The 14,851-nt window shown below is 38.5% G+C and carries 16 protein-coding genes; 4 read left to right on the forward strand and 12 right to left on the reverse strand.

The window, feature by feature from the left end:
• Positions 1–9 precede the first annotated feature (9 nt).
• From I585_RS07770 to rlmH, 3 genes are all read right to left on the reverse strand, one after another.
• Positions 10–528, reverse strand: coding sequence for a YehS family protein (locus tag I585_RS07770; protein WP_010742932.1), 519 nt, complete (start codon positions 526–528; stop codon positions 10–12).
• A 376-nt stretch (positions 529–904) separates the two neighbouring features.
• Entirely contained in the window at positions 905–1,297 is a 393-nt protein-coding gene (locus I585_RS07775) for a hypothetical protein (RefSeq protein ID WP_010742931.1), read from the reverse strand.
• 111 nt (positions 1,298–1,408) lie between these two features.
• The gene (rlmH, locus tag I585_RS07780) at positions 1,409–1,888 is read right to left on the reverse strand and encodes a 23S rRNA (pseudouridine(1915)-N(3))-methyltransferase RlmH (protein ID WP_010742930.1); all 480 of its coding nucleotides are present in this window, start codon (positions 1,886–1,888) and stop codon (positions 1,409–1,411) included.
• A gap of 493 nt (positions 1,889–2,381) precedes the next feature.
• Between rlmH and I585_RS07790 the strand changes: the two genes are divergently transcribed.
• Positions 2,382–3,686, forward strand: a complete 1,305-nt coding sequence (locus tag I585_RS07790; RefSeq protein ID WP_010742929.1) for a S1C family serine protease — start codon at positions 2,382–2,384, stop codon at positions 3,684–3,686.
• 493 nt (positions 3,687–4,179) lie between these two features.
• Here I585_RS07790 and ytpR read toward each other — a convergent pair whose 3' ends face one another.
• The 3 genes from ytpR to I585_RS07810 form a co-directional block, all read right to left on the reverse strand.
• Positions 4,180–4,791, reverse strand: coding sequence for a YtpR family tRNA-binding protein (ytpR, locus tag I585_RS07800; RefSeq protein ID WP_010742927.1), 612 nt, complete (start codon positions 4,789–4,791; stop codon positions 4,180–4,182).
• Positions 4,792–4,940: 149 nt separating this feature from the next.
• Positions 4,941–5,396: a universal stress protein gene (locus tag I585_RS07805; RefSeq protein ID WP_010742926.1), complete on the reverse strand. Its 456-nt coding sequence runs from the start codon at positions 5,394–5,396 to the stop codon at positions 4,941–4,943.
• Between the two features lie 9 nt (positions 5,397–5,405).
• On the reverse strand, positions 5,406–5,723 hold the full coding sequence (locus I585_RS07810; protein WP_010742925.1) for a thioredoxin family protein: 318 nt from the start codon (positions 5,721–5,723) through the stop codon (positions 5,406–5,408).
• A gap of 144 nt (positions 5,724–5,867) precedes the next feature.
• Between I585_RS07810 and I585_RS07815 the strand changes: the two genes are divergently transcribed.
• Positions 5,868–6,203: a hypothetical protein gene (locus I585_RS07815; RefSeq protein WP_010742924.1), complete on the forward strand. Its 336-nt coding sequence runs from the start codon at positions 5,868–5,870 to the stop codon at positions 6,201–6,203.
• A 61-nt stretch (positions 6,204–6,264) separates the two neighbouring features.
• On the opposite strand, the gene I585_RS07820 is transcribed toward I585_RS07815, so the two are convergent.
• Positions 6,265–7,158, reverse strand: coding sequence for an SDR family oxidoreductase (locus I585_RS07820; RefSeq protein ID WP_010742923.1), 894 nt, complete (start codon positions 7,156–7,158; stop codon positions 6,265–6,267).
• Positions 7,159–7,288: 130 nt separating this feature from the next.
• Positions 7,289–8,701 (reverse strand): dipeptidase PepV, encoded by a 1,413-nt coding sequence (gene pepV, locus I585_RS07825; RefSeq protein WP_010742922.1) that lies wholly within the window; start codon positions 8,699–8,701, stop codon positions 7,289–7,291.
• Positions 8,702–8,894: 193 nt separating this feature from the next.
• Between pepV and I585_RS07830 the strand changes: the two genes are divergently transcribed.
• Together I585_RS07830 and I585_RS07835 are read left to right on the forward strand one after the other, a co-directional pair.
• The gene (locus tag I585_RS07830; RefSeq protein ID WP_010742921.1) at positions 8,895–9,734 is read left to right on the forward strand and encodes an NAD(P)H-hydrate dehydratase; all 840 of its coding nucleotides are present in this window, start codon (positions 8,895–8,897) and stop codon (positions 9,732–9,734) included.
• 2 nt (positions 9,735–9,736) lie between these two features.
• On the forward strand, positions 9,737–10,171 hold the full coding sequence (locus tag I585_RS07835; protein ID WP_010742920.1) for an acyl-CoA thioesterase: 435 nt from the start codon (positions 9,737–9,739) through the stop codon (positions 10,169–10,171).
• A 56-nt stretch (positions 10,172–10,227) separates the two neighbouring features.
• On the opposite strand, the gene celB is transcribed toward I585_RS07835, so the two are convergent.
• From celB to I585_RS07855, 4 genes are all read right to left on the reverse strand, one after another.
• Entirely contained in the window at positions 10,228–11,601 is a 1,374-nt protein-coding gene (gene celB / locus I585_RS07840; protein ID WP_010742919.1) for a PTS cellobiose transporter subunit IIC, read from the reverse strand.
• 17 nt (positions 11,602–11,618) lie between these two features.
• A complete protein-coding gene (locus I585_RS07845) occupies positions 11,619–12,125 on the reverse strand; it encodes a hypothetical protein (protein ID WP_010742918.1) in 507 nt (168 codons plus the stop codon).
• Positions 12,126–12,493: 368 nt separating this feature from the next.
• Positions 12,494–12,811, reverse strand: coding sequence for a PTS cellobiose transporter subunit IIA (locus tag I585_RS07850; RefSeq protein ID WP_010742917.1), 318 nt, complete (start codon positions 12,809–12,811; stop codon positions 12,494–12,496).
• A gap of 12 nt (positions 12,812–12,823) precedes the next feature.
• Positions 12,824–14,842, reverse strand: coding sequence for a BglG family transcription antiterminator (locus tag I585_RS07855; protein ID WP_010742916.1), 2,019 nt, complete (start codon positions 14,840–14,842; stop codon positions 12,824–12,826).
• Positions 14,843–14,851 lie beyond the last annotated feature (9 nt).

Genomic DNA, 14,851 nt, shown 5'->3' on the forward strand with positions numbered 1-14,851 from the left:
AAATAATTATTATCGATTATCCTTATTCTCTTCATTTCGATAGCACAATCCTAGTCCCTTTAAAAAGTTGCGCATGTATTTATCGCCACAAGGTTTAAAATTGCGATGACCTTCTTTTCTCAAAATTGCTCCAAGTTCCCCTTTTGAAGGATAGACTCCTGCTTCGGCAAAAATGGCCAACATATCTTCACTTGTCAGGAATAGGGCAATCTTCAATTTTTTAATGAGAATGTTATTAATATTTTTGATCTCTTTACTCTTGAGCGGTGTTTCCTCAGGTGTTTTATTGTTTTTGGGGCCGCGTTTAAGAATGATAAAACCATTTAGAAATGAGTCGAAGACTTGATTGTTGATGGCTTTTAAATAAACATTATCTTCCTCTTGTTCCGTATCTTTCACCCTTGTTAACATCTCTCGTACTTCCTCTTTGGTCACTGTGATACCGCCTAAATCAAACGCTTTAACCAGATCGGTATCCTTAATATCTATCGCATATCTCAAACGCAGTAATCTATCATTATTATTCATCTACTATCTCCATTATCTTTTTTCTAATTGAATCGTTCTCTGGAAACAAACCAGCTAAAAATCTTGTCTACCTATACTACCATCTTTTGAAGTGTAATGGACATCTCACAAGAAGGTCACTGTTTTATTTTTAACTGAATAGCCATGTATTGTTAGTTTATTAAAGTCAATAATAAATAAAGCCACTGAATCATAATTCGCGAAAATCTTTTTCTATCAACTCACCTTCACTTTAAGCTTCTCCAAACAGAAAATACACTAAATGTACTACCAAAATTAATCCGACCACAACTCGATCTTATTTTAGAAAAATAAAAACCGCGAAGCAACCATCTATCTAGGATTGATGGTTACTTACACAGTTTATATTGTATTCTCATTTCTTTTCCTGAATTTCTATTTCTGGTTCATAGTGGGCAATTATCTCAATAATATTGTCTTCAGTCCATGCGACAAAATGCTTGAAGTCGAAATCCTCATAATAACCAAAAGTTTGATCCTTAATGTAGTCAATGAACTTTGAATCCGTTAGTTTGAAAAATGCAACATCTATTAAACTAACTTCTGCAAATTTTTCGAGCCATTGATGATTTCTTTTTTGAAGTCCAGATTCATCTGAACATAACATGGCGTAGACAAAACCTGCAAAAAGAATTTTCACCATAAATTGTTTGCTCTCTAATACTATCAGGGTTCCCTTCTCATCCTGTTGTACTTTTTTTACCCAGTAACTACCTTCTGGTAAATTATATCCTGTTAATTCCTCCATTATTTTGCTCCTTTATTTATACCTTAGTAAGATATCCCCTTATCAACTAACGCAACACAATCGGTTTGTGTTTCATTCAGCCCTAAAATAATAAATCGCAAAAAAATCTCCCTATTTATGATACGGCTCATTTTGATTGATCCTGAAAGCTCGATAAATCTGTTCTACTAAAATCAAGCGCATCAATTGGTGTGGGTAGGTCATCTTGCCAAATGAGATCTGAGTATTACTCCGTTTTAAAACCTCGTCGCTCAGACCGAGTGATCCACCGATGACAAATACGAATTGACTCTTGCCGCTAGTTTGCAGCTGATCCAGTGTGGCCGCAAAATCTTCACTGCTGGGATTTTTTCCATTAATAGCTAAGGCGAAGACATATTCCTGTTCTTTGATCTTAGCAAGAATACGTTCCCCTTCTTTTTCTTTTACCTGAATCATCTCGGCATCACTGAGTTTTTCAGGCGCCTTTTCATCGGGTACTTCAACTAATGTGATCTTGCAATATTTTGATAATCGCTTCGTATATTCGCTGATTCCTTGAACCAGATATTTCTCTTTCAATTTTCCCACAGAAATAATTTTGATGTTCATCCTTATACCCCTTTTTTATTTAAAGAAATTAACTTTTTCGAGAAGAAATTACTCATTTTTCAAATCGAATATCATTCTACTAAATTATTTTTATTTGGTCGTATTCAATTAGTTCATAATCTTTTCCACTGATTAGGACTACGATAAATGGACCCGCTAACCTTTTTCCACTAAGTTATGCACACTAATCACAGGGTTATCCCCAGATTTTGGATTATCCTTTCCCATTTTCGGGGTATTTTTATATACAAACGTATGTTTTCCACCAAGTTATCCACTTTATCCACATTTGTGTGGATAAATCCTTTTGGACAATTAACAAACTTTTTCCTTAGTTTTCCACCATTGTTGTGGAAAACAAGTTTTTTTATCATTTATCTACAATTTCCTCCAAAACTTTTTCATAAAAAAGTCAAATCGGTGTAGTAGACTTATCTTACAAAATAATACTATACTCAATATAACTTAAATTATAGTAGAGGTGGAGGAAAATATGGTTAGAAAAAATATTACACCAACACCCAAAAAGTCACCTGGTTTCTTTAGACGGTTTGGGATTAGTTTACTAGGCGGTGTGCTTGGTGCTGTTTTAACAATTGGGATTTTTTATGTAGGGAATGGTTCGCTGCTGTCTCCAAATAATCAAAATGCCAGCGGTTCGCCTAGTGCCGGCAACACAAAAGTCAGCAACATGAAAGTCGACGTGAATTCTGATGTTACTGATGCTGCCAGCAAAGTTCAAGACGCAGTTGTTTCTGTCATCAACTTGCAGAAGCAGCAATCACAAAGCGGCTTAGGCGGTTTCTCTGATATCTTCGGTAACGGCAACGAAGACAAGCAATCACAATCAGATGAGAACGGACAGCTAGAAGAAGCGTCCGAAGGTTCTGGTGTCATCTACAAACTTGAAGGCAAGACCGCGTATATCGTTACGAATAATCACGTTGTAGAAAAACAAGATGGACTTGAGGTTCTATTGAAAGATGGTTCAAAAGTCAAAGCGACGTTAGTCGGTACAGATTCTTATACAGACTTAGCGGTTCTAAAAGTCGAATCGGATAAAGTCGCAGACATCAAACCTGCTACTTTTGGTGATTCCAGTAACTTAAAAGTTGGTGAACCAGCGATTGCCTTAGGTTCTCCTTTGGGCTCACAATATGCGAACTCTGTAACTTCAGGGATTATTTCTTCCTTGAATCGCCAAGTAGTCAATCAAAATGAAGATGGACAAACGGTCAATATTAATGCGATTCAAACGGATGCGGCGATCAACCCTGGTAACTCAGGCGGCCCATTAGTAAACATGGCGGGTCAAGTAATCGGGATCAATTCTAGCAAGATCGTTCAAACAGAATCAAATGTCAGCGTCGAAGGAATTGGTTTTGCCATTCCAAGTAACGATGTTGTAAATGTCATCAACCAACTTGAAAAAGACGGTAAAGTTATTCGACCTGCGCTAGGTGTTTCGATGGTTAATCTTTCTGATCTATCAACTGAACAGTTGAGTGAAATCGTCAAAGTACCAAGTTCAGTTACACAAGGAGTCGTAGTAGCAAAAGTTCAAGCGTCAACTCCTGCTGATCAAGCGGGCTTGAAGAAATATGACGTCATCACAAAAATTGATGATACAGATGTTTCGACAGGTGTAGAACTGCAATCTGAATTGTACAAACACAAAGTTGGCGACACAGTAAAAGTTACCTACTATCGTCAAGACAAGAAAAATACTGTTTCAGTTAAATTGAGCATTGATGCGAATTCACTGAAATCAAATTCACAGCAACAAAGTAATCAATAAAACCGAATACTGATAAAGCCACCGAAATGACTGTTTTTCATCATTTCGGTGGCTTTTTTTACAAAAAAACCAGAGAAAACATTCTCTCTGGGTGGAATCAATTTTCTTTTTTATCCAAGTGTACGTCCTTTGATCAATAAAACAAGTAATATACCGACTGTTGCTCCTAGACTCCCGCCCTGAATTAAAGTCAGGATACCAAATTGTGCCCCTGAAGCCGCCCTTTTCAGTTTCGTATTCATAATCAAAGATAGAGCTAAGCTAATGAGGGATAATACAAGTAAAAGTAAAAGCAAATTTTTTCCTCCTTCCAACTAAAAGTAATATATGATTGCTTTTAGTTTAGCATTCAAAAAAAGGAATAGAATTGGTTAATCCCAAATGGTAGAAAAAACAGCCTAAATGACAGAGACTTGTTCTCTTGTCTTTGTTTTAATGGTTAATAGAAAATCTCCGTTTTGAAATTCAAAAGAACTTCAAAACGGAGATTTTTTTATTTACCTATTTCAACTTTTTCGCCAACCTTAGCATCATCTTCTAATACTAGGATTCCTTTTTTCTCTGGTGCATTTGGCAAATGCAATTCTTTGGCTGAACAAATCATACCAAAGCTGTCCACGCCGCGTAAGTTTCCTGGCCAAATCATTTGACCATCAGGCATCATCGCACCAGGTTTTGCTACGACAACTTTTTGACCGGCTTCGATGTTTGATGCACCGCACACGATCTGCAATGTTTCGCCGCCATCGATCTCCGTCTCAGTAATATGCAAATGATCTGAATCAGGATGATCCACACAAGTTTTCACATACCCCACCACAAATTTTGGTGAAAGGTCTGCTACTAAACGTTCTTCAAAACCAGCAAGTTTCAATTGCTCATTCAATGTATCTATATCTTTTTCTGTTAATTCCACTTGTCCATTTCCGTGGATTGTTAAATAATCAGAAACATTGAAAAAGTTCCAAGCAACGGTTGTTCCATCAATTGTTTGGATGCGAGCAACAGCACCTTTTCTTTCGGATTTGTTCTCTTTATTTTCATCATTTTTGACGATTACCATCAATGTATCGCCAACATTTTGTTTATTATACGCAAAAATCACGTTTTTACCTCCAGTCATAGTCCTCTCGTATCTTAACAAATCTAATGGGACTTTTGCATGAGATTTTTTTCATTTCTAAATTAGTCAAAGAAGCAACGATTCTTCAGAATCGTTTTTTTTCCAAATAAAAAGCTGGGCAAGCCAGCTTTTTATTCAGCACTCGGATGAACAATCAGTACATCGCACAGAGCTTCTTTGATCACGTAGCTGGCAACACTGCCGGTCATAAAGCGTTCCACAGCATTTAAACCAGATTGACCTACCATGATTAGATCAATGTCATACTTTTCTGGTAATGTTTTTGCCATTGCTTCTTTGGCAGAACCATAAGCAACAATACCTTCAATCTTAGTATAGCCAAATTCTTTTCCAATTGCTTTACATTGGTTAATCAACTCTTTTGCATCCGCAGCTAATTGATCCATAATATTTTCATTCAGTGGAGAATAGCTCATGAATGTATAGATTTGATGATCGATCACATTTGCGACATAAACAGTCCCTTGATTTCGTTTGGCAACAGCCAACGCTTTTTTAAAAGCTTCCATTGCTTGTTCGCTGCCATCGATCCCAACTAAAACATTTTGATATGATTGTGTGAACATCTTGATCTCCTACCCTTCTACTCGTTGTAAAAAGCCAGCAATTTCATCTTTGGTTTTTCGGTTTTTATTGACTAATCGACCTAATTCTTGGCCGTCGTTCACTACGACAAAACTAGGGATTCCAAAGATATTCCACTCGGCTGCCACGTCGATATACTCATCTCGATCGACTTGAATAAATTTGAACTGCGGAAATTCCGCTTCGATCTCGGGCATCTGAGGTTTGATAAAGTTGCAATCGCCGCACCAATCAGCTGTAAAGAAGAAAACATTCTTTCCTTTTTCCGCATAGCCGGCTAACTCTTCAATACTTTTAGGGATAATCATTCCGTCACGACCTTTTCTTTTACTACCCTGATTATACACTTTTCGGACTTTTTGAGAAAGAAGGCAACTCGTACTGTTTCTTATCAGCAATCCTCCTACTTTATGTTAAAATAAAGCGAACACACGAACAAGGAGGTTTGCATTATGGACAAAGCCAAAAAATTTGCTCAAGGTCTCGCCATCGGTTCATCGATTGGACTAGCTGCAGGCATTGCAGCAAATCACTATTACAGAAAAAAACAAGACATGTCTCCAGACAAGGTCTTGGATCAAATCAAAAAAGCCTTTTTGAAAGAAGGTCCGATTGAAGGTTCTTGGATCTCTTTTGATACTGAACACATGCAAAAATTCGCCATCACAATGAACATTCTTTCTGGCGGAATTACCCGCACGGAAGACGATCACTTAGTCGCTTACGAATTTAAAGCAGATGCCAAAACGGGGACTGTTTTGAGTATTGATCGAATCATTAATGATTAGTCTTTCAGCAAAAAAAACGTATGTCGAAAATATCGACATACGTTTTTTTTTTGACTTGCTCTTATAGATTGATCGGTTCTCCGCCAGTCACTCCATAAATTTGCGAAGTAACATAGCTGGCATCATTTGATGCTAGAAAAACATAGACTGGTGCCAATTCTACAGGCTGTCCAGCCCGTTCTAATAATGAATTTTGACCGAAATCAGGCAAAGCATCTTTCGGCTGTCCTTGATCTAATTGTAATGGGGTCCAAATCGGGCCTGGTGCAACCCCGTTCACCCGAATCCCTTTCTTCGCCAATTGACTCGCCAAGCTGACCGTGAAATTCGCAATTGCCGCCTTCGTTGAGGCATAGTCCATTAAATGATCGCTTGGGTTGAAGGCCTGGACTGAGGTCGTCGTAATGATACTGCTGCCTGCTGGTAAATGTGGCAAGGCTGCCTGCACGATAGCAAACATTGAAACAATATTTACCTTGAATGTATCTTCGACCTGTTTAACTGGCAGCTTCTCAATTGATTCATGCGAGATTTGCTGCGCGGCGTTCAAGACTAAGGTATCTAATCCACCAAAGGCCTCAACGGTCTTGGCAACCATTTCTTTTGGTGCATGGTCTTCTCGCAGATCATACGGTAATAACAACGCTTTTCTTCCAGCTTTTTCGATATAGTCCGCTACTTCCTCTGCATCCTTATCCTCACCGGGAAAATAGTGGATTGCAACATCGGCTCCTTCACGTGCATAAGCGATAGCTGCCGCACGACCGATACCGGAATCTCCGCCAGTGATCAACACACGGCGATTTTCTAATTTTTTACTTCCCACATAGCTCTCCTCACCACAATCTGGTTTAGGTGTCATTTCGTCCTGTAGTGCAGGAGTTTCTTGATCTTGCTTCTTAAATTGACTGCCATGAAATAGATTTCTTGGATCGATTAAGTTTGGTTCGTTCATTGTATCTCCTCACTTCCTATCTATAACCCTAAAGGAAAATGGCGCAGATTGAAATTATTCTGCTCACGCGAGTTTCTAACAACTAAATCAAAAAGCCACGCTCAAATTGAGCGTGACCCTATTTTTAAAACTATTTAGCTAAACGATAGATCGCATCTGCATAGATTACCGCAGAGTTCAAAATGTCTTCAACAGACATATATTCGTTGGCTTGGTGCATAGTATCTTCAAATCCTGGGAATTGAGCGCCGTAAGCAACACCGCGTTCTAGCAAACGACCGAATGTTCCGCCGCCGATTACTTTTTCTTCCCCTTTGATACCAGTATGTTCTTCGAAGGTATCTAATAAAGTAGCTACCAATGGATCATCTGCTGGTACATAGTGAGGCAGCATGTGGTGTCCGCCTTGAGTTACTTTAACATCTGAACCAAATAGTTCTTCTAATTTTGCTTTGATGTCTTCTGCTGTCGTACCTTTAGGGTAACGGAAATTCAATGTGATATGGTTGTCGTTGTCTTGACCGTCTTTGAAGCTGAAGATCCCAGCGTTCATTGTCAATTCGCCCATTTTTTCATTATTGAATTCAACGCCTAATTTTTTACCATAGACATCTTCATGGATATATTTCGCACTATTTTCGATGAAGGCTTTTGCCCCTTTATCGAAATCATAGTTATTCAAGAAGACTGCTAGGAATGTCCCTGCATTTGTACCTAGTTGAGGGCTGGCACCGTGAGCTGCTTTTCCATCTAAGTGTAAAGTAACGGTTGATCCGTCTACATCCGCTTTTCCGCTAATTGGATTGTTTCCTACATAAACGTCAAAGTCTTTAGCCAATTTTTCTGCAGCATCTGCATCCGCAACTTTTACTTCTGCGACTGCATTGCCGGGAACCATGTTTTCACGTAATCCAGCTTCGAAACTTACTAAAACATAAGAAGTTCCATTTGTGCCATCAAAGTGAGGGATCATTGTTACATTCCCTTTTTCACCGTTGATGATTGGGAAATAGGCATCTGGTGAGAACCCAAAATCAGGTTTTTCTTCATGTTCGAAGTAGTAATCCATGTCTCCCCAGCCGCTTTCTTCGTCAGTACCGAAGACGAAACGGATTTTTTTAGAGATTGGCAAGCCTAGTTCTTTAATGATTTTTACCGCGTAGTAAGCTGCAACAGATGGTCCTTTGTCATCGCTTGAACCACGAGCATACAATTTGCCGTCGCGAATTTCTGGTTCGTAAGGATCTGAATCCCAACCGTCGCCAGCTGGTACCACATCTAAGTGACCAAAGATCCCTAAGGTTTCATCGCCATCACCGTAATCAAAATGGCCGGCATAGTTGTCGACGTTTTTTGTTTTGAAGCCATCACGTTCTGCGATCTCAAGCATTTTTTCTAATGCTTCGACCGGTCCAGGTCCGAATGGTGCTTCTTTGGTTGCTTTGTCGTCTTCACGTTCACTTTTGATGCGTAATAAAGTGAATAGATCTGCTAACAAATCATCTTTGCGTGCTTCGACTTCTTTTTTAAAATCGATTGTCATTGAAAGATTCCTCCTTTAATTAAAACCACTATCATGATAGCATTCTATTCAATAGAATAAAAATGAAAACTCTTTAAGAAATGCTGGGACAGGCTCTCCTTTTTCCCTTATAATGGTACCCATAATACATTTTTCTACTATTACTTTTCGCAAAAATAAACCGATATTTTTCTTGATGAAAGCAGGTGACTCTATGGTTCAGTTAAGCGAAGATATTTTACATAAAGTGATTAAGAAGCGACCGGAAATTTCTCATAAAGGAACCTTCGGACGAGTTGTTTTGATCGGCGGCAATCAGCAATACGGCGGTGCGATCATCATGAGTGCCGAAGCATGTATCAAAAGCGGTGCCGGACTCACCACCGTCATTACGGCTGAAAAAAATCATAGCGCGCTTCATGCTCGTTTACCAGAGACGATGGTTTTGGCCTTTTGGGAAACCACGATGATCTACCAAGTATTGGAACAAGCGGACGTTATTTTGATTGGTCCAGGACTTGGTTTGGATAAAACCGCAATCACGCTCTTAAAAGGCGTTTTAAAAACCCAAAAGGCGCAGCAATGGTTAGTGATCGACGGTTCAGCTATCTCGCTCTTCAGCGAGTACAACCTGTCTTTGAAGTTCCCCTCTCAGACAGTCTTCACTCCTCACCAAGCTGAGTGGGAAAGATTAAGCGGCTTATCTTTTATTGAACAGACCGATGAAAATAATCGTGCCCAGCAAGCGCTCATTGGAGCCAAAATTGTATTGAAAAGCCATCGTACAACGATTTATGACGATGCTGTCTCCTATTATCAAAATCCGTTGGGCAACCCCGGCATGGCCACAGGCGGTATGGGCGACACCTTAGCGGGAATGATTACTGGATTTTTAGCACAATTTGAAAAAGGAATGGATACGATTGGCGCTGCTGTCTATCTTCACAGCCTGATCGGTGACGACCTATCAGAAAAGAATTATGTTGTCTTGCCGACTACGATCAGCGAGGCACTGCCCCGCTATATGAAAAAATACGCAATCGAAAGGAAATAATTATGGAAAAATATCCCGGCTATTTGCGCAAGCCTTTTTATTATGAAACCGATAAGATGGGTATCATTCATCACTCCAATTACATTCGCTGGTTTGAAGAATCCCGCGTTGACGCGTTGAGTTTCATGGAATGGCCCTTTGAAAAAATCGAGGCAGACGGTATTATGATCCCCGTATTAGGAGTCACCTGTGAGTACAAAGAAATGGTCCGCTTCGGTGATGAAGTCTTGATCAAGCCCATCGTCACCAAATATACTGGCACTCGCTTAGATTTTGAATATTTGGTTTATAATGGAGAAAAATTGGTGACTACTGGAACCAGCCAGCACTGCTTCATGTCCTATGAAACGAATCGTTTAGTGCAGTTGAGAAAAACACATCCTGCCCTGCATGAATTATTTTTGGACTATTATGAAACCACAAAATCAGAACAATAAAGAAATAGCCGCTGGCAATTGCCAACGGCTATTTCTTTATTAACTAAGTTTTTTTATTATGCTGAAATGCTTTCTCCAGCTGTTTCTTCTGCAGCGCCTGATTCTTCATCAACCAATTTTTTATCATATGCACGAGCAAATGGCAGATAAATTGCGAATGCTGCAGCCGCACAGATAATTGCGACCAATGCCGCTTTCCAGTCACCACCGGTACTAATGAAGGCCCCGACACCAACTGGTGAAGGCCAAGGCATGTTCGCGATTACTGGACGAATCAATTCTAATTGAATCGCGAAGTATGCAATGGATGCTGAAACCATTGGTGCTAAGAAGAACGGAATTGCCATAAACGGATTGTAAATCAATGGAATACCGAAGATTAATGGTTCATTGATATTGAACAAACATGGAACAATCGCTGCTTTACCCAATACTTTCAACTGTTCTGATTTAGCCATGTAAACTAGGAAGATACATAGACCTAAAGTTGCACCAGAGCCGCCGATCGTTACAAAGGCATTTTGGAATTCGCCAGCCAACGGAATATGTGCACCATCAGCATTTAAAGCTAAGTTACCTAGAGTAATCGGAGCGATCAAGGAAGAAATGATATTGGCACCGTGAATACCCACGATCCACAAAGCATGGATCAAGAAGTAGATGACCATAACCCCGATCCAACTACTAGTCAGATTCGTTACGAAACCAAATGGAATAGCGATCAATTGGAAAATATCAGTATTAAAGAAGACTAATACGCCAGTAATAATTAAAATGACAAAAGCAACAACAAATGCAGGAATTAATGCTGTAAAGGCTCTAGAAACACCTTCAGGAACTTGTTCTGGCATTCTGATAACCCAATTTTTTGATACGCATAAACGATAAAGCTGAACGGCAATAACTGCCATGATAATACCTGTAAAGATACCAACTGTTCCTAGACGAGAAACACCGTCGCCACCAATCGCCCAGCCGTTGATGATATTTTCTTTAGCATCAGTTAAACGAACCACTGTTCCGTTATCCAATACTAATTGAGGAATAGAAAGGAAGAATGCAAACATCGCTAATAACGCACCTGTAATCGGCGCCATGTTCAATTCATCTTCTTCAGCAATGATTTTTGTATATTCATACCCTAAACCAACACAAAAGTATAATGCCAAAATCCCCATCGTAGTACTGTTGGCTAACATATAAAGGTCACTGAATTTGAAAAATGTTGCATTGAAGATGTCTTCTAGAAACGGAAAGGTCATCGGTAAAATATTGAATACTAAGAACATCGAACCAACGATCGTAAACGGAATTGCGCCCATACCAGCACCCATGATCGCCCGCACTACTTTTAGTGATGCGATTTTCCCCATAGGGCCCATCAAGTTTTTCTCTAAGAAAGCAAATACTTTATTATTTGATCCGTCCATTTTTTAATCACCCTTTATCAATTATTTAGTTTACTAAATTCTGTAATATACGTTGCATGCTTATCTTTTTGACTATAAATGCTGTTAATTCGTTTCAAAATAACGCCTGATAACAAAATGCCGACTAACAGAATGCAACTGACAAACCCTTTGCTCGTTACATTATTTGTGAAAAACGGAAAGACTTGTTCAAACCCTAAATTGGTCAAAACAGACACCATTAAAACAATATTTGTTATCGTTTGAGTTATCTGATACAGTCTGTGCCATTTTAGCTGGTTGCGAACATCATCTGATGGATAGCCGTACAGACGTAAATGCTCTGCAATAGCAGGGACTGAAAGTACAATTAATCCCAGCGGCAACAATGACCACATACTTTTGCTCATAGCTAAAGAAAGCAACCAATATAAATTAGTAAAGAAAAAACCGGCTAATAAATATCGAAGCAAAAGAAAACGATTAAATCTAAAATTCTTTAGTGCCGTTTCTTTTTTTAATTGACTAACAGTTTCTTTATCCATCCTCTGTTCTCTCCTTGTTCATATTAAGCTAATGATTTTTTTGACAAAAAATCAGTTTGTTGCTCACGCCGTATATCATTCTGCTTAAGTGCTCGTTCCTAAATTACTCAAAATTTCTGATGTTTTATTCGAACTTTTTCACTGCGAAAAGCAGAACTGACATCCTTGTTCATATTAAGCTAATGATTTTTTTGGCAAAAAATCATTTTGTTACTCATTGACCAAGCTAACTCCTATTTAAGAAATCATTTTTCTAAAATCGAGAAAAATGAATCTAATTGTCGTTTCGCATACCATTTTACTAACCAGCTAAAGCAGGAAGTAAAACTGGCAACTGACATCCTTATTCGTGTTAAGGTATTGAATTTCTATTGAGATACTTTTTGATATAACGACAGCATTTCAATTGCGACTTCGCGTAATGTCATAGTTGTCATTAAATGATCTTGTGCATGGACCATAATAATTTCCATCTCAATTTTCTCGCCGCTCGCATATTGCTGTAAAAGTTCGGTTTGAGCTTTGTGTGCTTTGATTAGTGAATCATTTGCTTCGTTCAAATGTACCTCGGCTTCTTCATAGTTTCCTTCACGCATACTTTTAAAGCCTTCATGTACAAGAGTTCGGGCATCCCCACTACTCAAAATAATTTCAAATGCTGCTTCTTGTAATTTTTCTGAGTCCATTGTTTTCTCCTTTTATGCTTTTTTTTCAAATTGATCAATAAACGCTTGGATAAAGTTATCAAAAGTATCGCTGAAGGCCAATGCCTTCCTGAAGTTATCATCTTCCATGATTTCTACCAACATTTGACTAACCTTCTCTATCTCAAACTTCCCCAATTTATCTGGTGACAGCAAGAAAACTAACTGAATACTTTGACACTTTTCACTCCAAACGATGCCATCGGGTACTACTGCTACCGCAACATGCCCCTCTTTAGTCAAGGCCTCAATTGGATGAGGAACAGCCATAAATTCTGAAAATACCACTGAACTATAGGATTCCCTTAGTTTTAGCTGGTTCAAAAAGCTTTCCTGCAAGTCGGTTTCTTCGACTGTTTCGATTTTACCGATCAATTCCTTTAACACGGTTTCTTTGGTTGATTGACCTTCAGCAAAATAAAACAGCTCAGGTTTGAAACTTCGTTTAATTAATTCAACGTTTTCTTCGACCATTTCGGTTTGTTTATTTTCCTTAAACCCTTTGAAATGACCACCCTTATTACTAGATATTTCATGATTGATCTTTTTAATGTCTTCTTTCCCTAAGAAAACACTGACATTAACGATCGGTGCGTTTAAAACGACGTTTCCTAAATTGATTGACGAGATAATCAAGTCGATTTGACTTAAATCTTGTTCGGCTATTTCATAATAACTAATGACCTTTTCAATCAATATTCTCGTTCCAAATTCTCGTTCCAAACGATTTTTGATCATTTGCGAGCTTCCTAATCCAGTCGCGCAAATAACTAATACATGGGTCTTCTGTTCATTAAAGTAACGTTCGACCGCTGCCGTTATATGAATCGCTAGATAAGCCCACTCACTTTCAGTTACTTGGTACGATTTGAACAATGACATTTTTGAAAAATAGTTGACCGTCAACTCAAACAAATCAGGATACTGGGTCTTGATTTCCGTAAGTAATGGATTTTCAATACTCGAGTTATTTTGGAGCCTCGTTAGCAGCGGAATAAAATGAATCATCAATCCGTCAACTAAGATTGTATCGTGTTCCAAATCAAACGGTGTGTCTTGATCAATAGCCCTCAATGTTTCAATTAACTGTGTGCGTATTTCTTCTTCTGTAGCATCTGCCTTTTTAAAAATCGTCTTGGCCGTAATTTTATTTTTTAAATGAAGTGCGATAAAATCGGCCTCTTCGGAAGAAAACGTAATTCCCATCGCGTTTTCAATTCTTGCTAATATTTTTAGTGCGGTTTGATATTCAATCGAACGTTCATCAAAGGTCATCGGTGCTTGGATATCCATCAAAAAACCATTCTGTATTCGTTTGATCGCCAAACCGATGTGGAGTACTAAATTATAAACGATGAAATCGGAAAGCTTTAATTGCGATTCACGACACTCATCTAAAACAATAATGACAATTTCCTCTACACTGATGCCTTCTAACAGGTTGGCATACATTGAGAAAGCAAATAAATTGTCATGCAAACGTTCCATAAAGAAATAGTTCATAATAAAATGACGAATATTCTGTTCATTTCCTACTATGAAAATTCCTTTATTACTTTTGCTCTGAAGTTCGATTTGGTAAGGAGCGATCAGTTTTTTTACTTCAACTAGATCGTTTGATATGGTTGAGCGAGAAACGAACAGTTCGTCGGCAATCGAATCCACATAAACTTCACTCTGCTCAAAAAACAAGCGGTTTAAAATATAGTACTGTCGATCATTTGACTCTTGAATCGTCGTGATATCCTTTGAAGTTGATTGATCCTTAACCTCTTCAAGATAGAACTCATCAAATTTTTTTGCGTCCTCAACTTTCAACTGGTACCCATTTCCTTGTTTTGCTTCAATAGTGGCGATTGATTCTTTCTTTAAAGCATCTTCCAGCAGATGAAGATATTTTCTAGCTGTTCGATTGGAAACATCAATTCCTGAAGCAATCTCTTGGCTCGTTAAATACGTGTGTTTATGATCAAAAAGAAGTTTTAGGATTTGTGTTTCTCGTTTGCTCAACATAGTTATCAA

The sequence above is a fragment of the Enterococcus malodoratus ATCC 43197 genome (assembly GCF_000407185.1).
Taxonomy (GTDB): Bacteria; Bacillota; Bacilli; order Lactobacillales; family Enterococcaceae; genus Enterococcus_A; species Enterococcus_A malodoratus.

Excerpts from the sequence above, each read along its gene's own strand:
- I585_RS07820 (WP_010742923.1), bottom strand. The coding sequence starts at position 7,158 with ATGAACGAACCAAACTTAATCGATCCAAGAAATCTATTTCATGGCAGT.
- I585_RS07850 (WP_010742917.1), bottom strand. The coding sequence starts at position 12,811 with ATGGACTCAGAAAAATTACAAGAAGCAGCATTTGAAATTATTTTGAGT.
- celB (WP_010742919.1), bottom strand. The coding sequence starts at position 11,601 with ATGGACGGATCAAATAATAAAGTATTTGCTTTCTTAGAGAAAAACTTG.
- rlmH (WP_010742930.1), bottom strand. The coding sequence starts at position 1,888 with ATGAACATCAAAATTATTTCTGTGGGAAAATTGAAAGAGAAATATCTG.
- I585_RS07810 (WP_010742925.1), bottom strand. The coding sequence starts at position 5,723 with ATGATTATCCCTAAAAGTATTGAAGAGTTAGCCGGCTATGCGGAAAAA.
- I585_RS07775 (WP_010742931.1), bottom strand. The coding sequence starts at position 1,297 with ATGGAGGAATTAACAGGATATAATTTACCAGAAGGTAGTTACTGGGTA.
- I585_RS07770 (WP_010742932.1), bottom strand. The coding sequence starts at position 528 with ATGAATAATAATGATAGATTACTGCGTTTGAGATATGCGATAGATATT.
- pepV (WP_010742922.1), bottom strand. The coding sequence starts at position 8,701 with ATGACAATCGATTTTAAAAAAGAAGTCGAAGCACGCAAAGATGATTTG.
- I585_RS07815 (WP_010742924.1), top strand. The coding sequence starts at position 5,868 with ATGGACAAAGCCAAAAAATTTGCTCAAGGTCTCGCCATCGGTTCATCG.
- I585_RS07805 (WP_010742926.1), bottom strand. The coding sequence starts at position 5,396 with ATGTTCACACAATCATATCAAAATGTTTTAGTTGGGATCGATGGCAGC.
- I585_RS07790 (WP_010742929.1), top strand. The coding sequence starts at position 2,382 with ATGGTTAGAAAAAATATTACACCAACACCCAAAAAGTCACCTGGTTTC.
- I585_RS07835 (WP_010742920.1), top strand. The coding sequence starts at position 9,737 with ATGGAAAAATATCCCGGCTATTTGCGCAAGCCTTTTTATTATGAAACC.
- I585_RS07855 (WP_010742916.1), bottom strand. The coding sequence starts at position 14,842 with ATGTTGAGCAAACGAGAAACACAAATCCTAAAACTTCTTTTTGATCAT.
- I585_RS07845 (WP_010742918.1), bottom strand. The coding sequence starts at position 12,125 with ATGGATAAAGAAACTGTTAGTCAATTAAAAAAAGAAACGGCACTAAAG.
- I585_RS07830 (WP_010742921.1), top strand. The coding sequence starts at position 8,895 with ATGGTTCAGTTAAGCGAAGATATTTTACATAAAGTGATTAAGAAGCGA.